General features: G+C 41.1%; 5 protein-coding genes. 1 reads left to right on the forward strand and 4 read right to left on the reverse strand.

From position 1 onward, the window contains the following. Positions 1 to 104 precede the first annotated feature (104 nt). The 4 genes from JF818_RS00005 to JF818_RS00020 form a co-directional block, all read right to left on the reverse strand. Positions 105 to 839 carry a metallophosphoesterase family protein gene (locus JF818_RS00005; protein ID WP_198889953.1) on the reverse strand — a complete coding sequence of 245 codons (735 nt, stop codon included), beginning with the start codon at positions 837 to 839 and terminating at the stop codon, positions 105 to 107. A 158-nt stretch (positions 840 to 997) separates the two neighbouring features. Then, entirely contained in the window at positions 998 to 2,212 is a 1,215-nt protein-coding gene (locus JF818_RS00010) for a tyrosine-type recombinase/integrase (protein ID WP_198889954.1), read from the reverse strand. 661 nt (positions 2,213 to 2,873) lie between these two features. Next, entirely contained in the window at positions 2,874 to 3,344 is a 471-nt protein-coding gene (gene smpB, locus JF818_RS00015; RefSeq protein ID WP_198889955.1) for an SsrA-binding protein SmpB, read from the reverse strand. Continuing rightward, complete coding sequence (locus tag JF818_RS00020; RefSeq protein WP_198889956.1) at positions 3,345 to 4,796, reverse strand: SUMF1/EgtB/PvdO family nonheme iron enzyme; 1,452 nt, start codon at positions 4,794 to 4,796, stop codon at positions 3,345 to 3,347. 65 nt (positions 4,797 to 4,861) lie between these two features. On the opposite strand from JF818_RS00020, the gene JF818_RS00025 reads away from it, so the two are divergent. After that, positions 4,862 to 5,260: S26 family signal peptidase (locus JF818_RS00025; RefSeq protein WP_233065152.1), on the forward strand; the 399-nt coding region annotated here is incomplete at its 3' end.

The raw sequence follows: 5,260 nt of genomic DNA on the forward strand, positions 1-5,260 counted from the left end.
GAATAGGCAAGGTCGTATCAACCGTTTTGAAGGAATTGGCTTATTGCTCTGTTATTTTGGATACACGGCATACCTGATCCAATCCACGCTCATATAAGCCTTTCTTATACCTTCAGCTGTTTTCCATGCGACAAAGGATAATGCAGTCTGTCAAAGAGTGGGAAACCTTCCAGTGCATGCTCGACTTCCATGATATAACGATTGATATCATAGTCAACTCTTCGGTGAATACACCGAATACTGGTATCCTCAATATCCACGAGAGCATAGCTAGGTCGAACATCACCATCAAATGAATAGCCTACAGCCCCTGGATTAATGAATCTGATACCATCACGTTGGAAGTCAGCAGGAATATGCGTATGGGCGCTGAAAATCAAGTCCACTTTCTCTTCTGCAAGTTTCTTTGAAAGTCCTGGGGAAAATGGAGTATCCTTGGCAATCCCTTCATTATCATCATAGGGAGTCCCATGACAACAAATGAGAGATACGCCCTCTATCTCCAGCCGTTCCACAGATGGAAGGCTGGAAAGCTTTTCCTTGGCCTTTTGATGCATCCTAATGGAAGTGTATTTCAGAAGTTTCAATATCTGGGCGTCATGTTCACTCTTGACGGGAAATGCCTTGAGATTCTCCAGGTAAACGTCTGTGTTTCCTTTTATCATGACCAAAGGTTTTTGCTCCATAAGCAGATCAAAACAAAGCTGGGGATCAAGTCCCATAACCACCAAATCGCCTAGGAAAATAACCTGGTCAACCTTGGAGGCCTTGGCATCATTTAATACTGCTTCAAATGCACGGATATTACCATGGATATCACCAAGTACAGCTAATCTCACTGCTGCCACCTCCTAAAAGTGTTGTATGAATTTTACCATAGGCCCAATTTGAATTAAACCACGCAGGTATTCAGTTTTGATCAAATTCTTGCTTTAATACGCTTAAATTTGATACATCAACCAACTTCTCGTCAGTAAATCATCAATTACATTACCTTTCACGATGGTTTTGATTCCAGAAGAGGAAGTATCATATTCTGTTGAGCCAGTTGCACACTCTCAAGACCACGTTGGCTTAGGTGCGTGTAAAGATTACTCAATTGTTCACTCGTATGACCAATGGTCATCCTCAGAACATGCTCATCTACGGTACCACGTAGGAGCGTATTGGCCATATGTCTCAATGAGTGGAAGGTAATATTCCTTTCCTGAAGAGTCTTCTTGTCAAAAACACCACTACGCACCAACTCCTGTTGAAAGCGTTCAGAAAAATAATGGCTTGATACAAACGCCCCATGCTTCTTACTCCAGAACACCAGGGTATGTGTATGAGAGAATGGATTCTCCAACGCCAAGGACCTGAGTTCATCACATACAAAAGTAGGGCAGGGTACCATCCTTGTTCTTTTCCCTTTTGGAACCTTCAATCCAGCCCGATCTGCATAAGCTTGGGATATAGTGATCATTCCCTCTCCAATCGCTTCCAAACACAATCCACGCAACTCACCGGCACGCATACCAGTAAGAAGAGCCAAAAGACATGCCAGATAGATTCTTTTTTCACTATGTTCTTTTGCATATTGCATGAATGCAGATAACTCTTGTTCACTGAGTATACCTCGCTCCTTATGCTGTGCAGCAAGCCCCTGTATACTCAGTACTACTGAGGAAGGAACAAGGCCTCTTCTCTGTGCTTCGCGAAGTGCTACGAGTATGGTGGTCATCGCCATATTGATTGTCGTATTACGAATTGCACCTTCTTGTACCAATTCAAGTTGCAGTCGTTCAAGTTCAGCCAATGTTACTCTTGATAGTAGCAGATTCGTGTGGATACGAGGAAATACGTGGTTTTCCAGGAGGTTTAACCGTGTAGCAAGGTAATCGGGAGAAATTGATCCGGGATCCAGTAAATTTCTTCGTTTAGCGTATTCACTTATTTCCCAGGTATAGAAATCCCTAAGATAGCTTACCAGCGTTTGCTCGGTTTCTTCTGAGAAGATTATTCCTGCGTCCAAAGCTTTATAACAGATGCGTATAGCTTCATCCCTTCTCTTGATCGGAGTGGTTTCAAATATCCCCAAGCGTTTTCTCAGCATCTCCACACTCTTCTTGTTTGTCCGTTTTCCAGTCTCCGGATCACGAAATAGTGCGTAGTAATACGTCCTTTCGCCTCGAAATATTCTACATAGGGTAAATGGTGCTGGGCTGGACATTATAGCTCCTCGTATTCATTGTTTGTTCAATTATCTGTTCAATCCATCAAAAATGGTCAATTTTTGATTCACTATTAAAAACGATACATATTGTGTCTTTATAATACTTTATAATTTATATTATGTCTATCTAATAAAGTAGTACTACTTACTGTATCACAGTAAGTAGCATTTATTACTATATATTTTTATTTATTGTATAATTATTGCTTATGTTTTGTATATGCATAATATACGTTTTATTTGTAATTATAATTTTTACTTTTACAATTACATTTTCTATTCTTATAATTATATTTTATACATACATTTGTTTTATTTTATATATTTTTAAATCAGATTTACATTTTTTTATCGTTTTTACGTTCTTTTTATAATTTAATATATCTTTTTACAATTTTATTATTTATTTTAATTTCTTTAATTTATGTTATTTATATTTAATTTCATATTTTTGTTTCTTATTCTGACAGTTTTGTATTTTTTTGTTTTTTTAAAAACTAACGTAGTATCCTACCTACCTGAACTATTGTGATATACAGCTGGTAAGTATTTCTTCATTAAAAGTTGATCCCGAAATAAGAATTCGTGTTCGTAATAAAGACAAATAAAAAACCACCAGGAAGCTTTTTCCTGATGGTCATTGATATAAAGAACTGAATTAATATTGTAGTTGTTTCAATTCGCGCCGTGTATCACGGTTCAAATCTCTTTCCTTTACCACAGCACGCTTGTCGTGCAACTGTTTTCCTCTACATAGGGAGATCTGTACTTTTACAAGATTTCCTTTTAGGTAGATGGAGGTAGGTACCAAGGTGAACCCTTTCTCATCTACTTTCCGCTTAAACTTCTTAATCTCTGCCTTATGGGCAAGAAGCCTGCGATTACGATTTGGTACATGGTTGTTGATATTGCCATGGGTGTATGGTTGTATAGTAAGACCTACCAGGGTTAGCCCTTGCTTATCGATTGTCACATAGCTGTCAGAAAAGCTGAAACGCCCATCTCTTATGGATTTCACCTCTGTACCTGCAAGCGATATACCACACTCGAGATCTTCTATAACCTCATAGTTGAAGTAGGCCTTTTTGTTCTTCTGGAGAAGTTTGAATTTGTTTCTATCTTGTTTCATCTATTCATACCAAGCAACACGGAATCCAATTTGGTCCCCACAAGCATCACTTTCAATAACACCGACCGTGTGTTCGGTGATTGTCTGGGGATCATTCAAGTAACTGCCACCTTTCACAACTGGTTGCATATCAAGAGAGAACGCTTCATGTAAGGCGAGGCTCTCCTGGTAACCGGTTATCCGGGAAAGGGGAATATAGGGCGTCTGCGTAAGTTCCCAGACACCTCCCATAAGCGATACGGGACCGCCACTGATATCTGGAGAAGGGGAAAGAGACGTTGTATAGTTTAAATCATTCTGCTGAAGGGCGGCAAGACTCCACATTGCCTCAGTGGGAAGGAAAACCTCTTTTCCCGTTTTTTCACTCAACCAAGTACAGAATGCTTGTGCAGCATGATAACTTACATTGAAAACAGGACGACTTGTAACAAACACCGATGAGATGGTCATACCTTCCAAATATGAGTCATCCACCAAACCCTTGCTCATCAACTCATCCTTATTACTCTTTTCCCAATAGGGATTGTCTTCAAGGAATAACGCCCACTGGTACTGGCTGATCTCTGTTGCTCCAAGTACGAAGGAAGGAACATCCACAGATACCCCGGCCTCATGTATCTCGGGATACTGGGAGGCTGTTTCCCTGCCCATGACAAAGGAGGTTGAAGGGTAGGCAAAGCCGGCAAGCTGCAGATCACCATAAGAGAGTGATCTCTTTTCAGGGGAAATAGTGGGGACACTGGAAGCAAGGCCCAATCGTGTACCTGCATTGCTGGTATTCACTACTTGTTCAGCAATAGTGAGCAGTTCAAACATGGAATCACTCATCTCCACTGTTTCAAGCGCATCCTTGGCCTCAAGAAGCATAGCCTCATTGCTGATAAAGCGAAGCGCAGTTTCAATGGTTTCTTGCTTGGTATTCTGGTCAAATCCAAGCGCCTCAAGGTCATGGATCAGATTTGAAAATAGTGGACGAATGCGGGTAACCTCGTCATAACTGAGTATGGCACTTGCATCAGCAATTTCCTGCAGGTTGAATCTATTGATAGCCTTCTTGCTATCCTCATCCAAAGAGAGGGTAGGGAGTGGAGTTTCCGTCGTACGGTGAAAAAGCCAGGTCAAAAAGACAGGATGGTCTACCTCCAATGTATAGGAAGCGTAGGGAATACCTCCCTTCATCAATTCTACCTTGTGGTTTCCACTCTCAATAAAATACTGATAACCAGTCACTCCAACGTATGAGCCATCAACAACTACTCCGCTCTCACTGAGTTGCCCACGGAATGTGACGTATCGTCCTCCCTTGGTGATTCCAGGGAAGAAGGCAATGAAAAAGATTGCCGCTGCCAGGATAATGATAAGGAGTATCAGGATAAGAACACCTGGCCTCAGGCCCAGAACATGTGGCAGCTGAACCTGATCAACCTCAGGCAGTTCGATTCGTCGTTTCATACACGATAAGGTATCTTTCTGGTGTTCTCTTGTCAACTGAACTCTATTGTGATAGCTTGCTTCCTATGGAATCATTATTGGGTTTTCTTGAAAAACATACGATACGCATACTCACTCATCGCAAGGCAGTGAAAGCCTATGAGATGTCCCAGAAGACAAAACGCACGTTTATTGGTGAAGTAAAAGGCTGGGTCGATGCCCTGGTATTTGCGGTATTTGCGGTATTACTCATCAACCAATATATCTTCCAACTCTTCGTCATACCATCCCCCTCCATGGTGTCAACACTCAATATCGGGGACAGGGTATTTGTAAGCAAAACCATTTATGGTATTGAAGTATATCCTGGTGGTCCGAAGATCTTCTCGGCAAACAGACAAGTACAACGTGATGATATCATTACCTTCTACAATCCTGAATATGATTCAAAAGGACCATTTTTTGATGTACTCTCCCAGATTATC

The sequence above is a fragment of the Sphaerochaeta sp. S2 genome (assembly GCF_016406725.1).
GTDB lineage: Bacteria > Spirochaetota > Spirochaetia > Sphaerochaetales > Sphaerochaetaceae > Sphaerochaeta.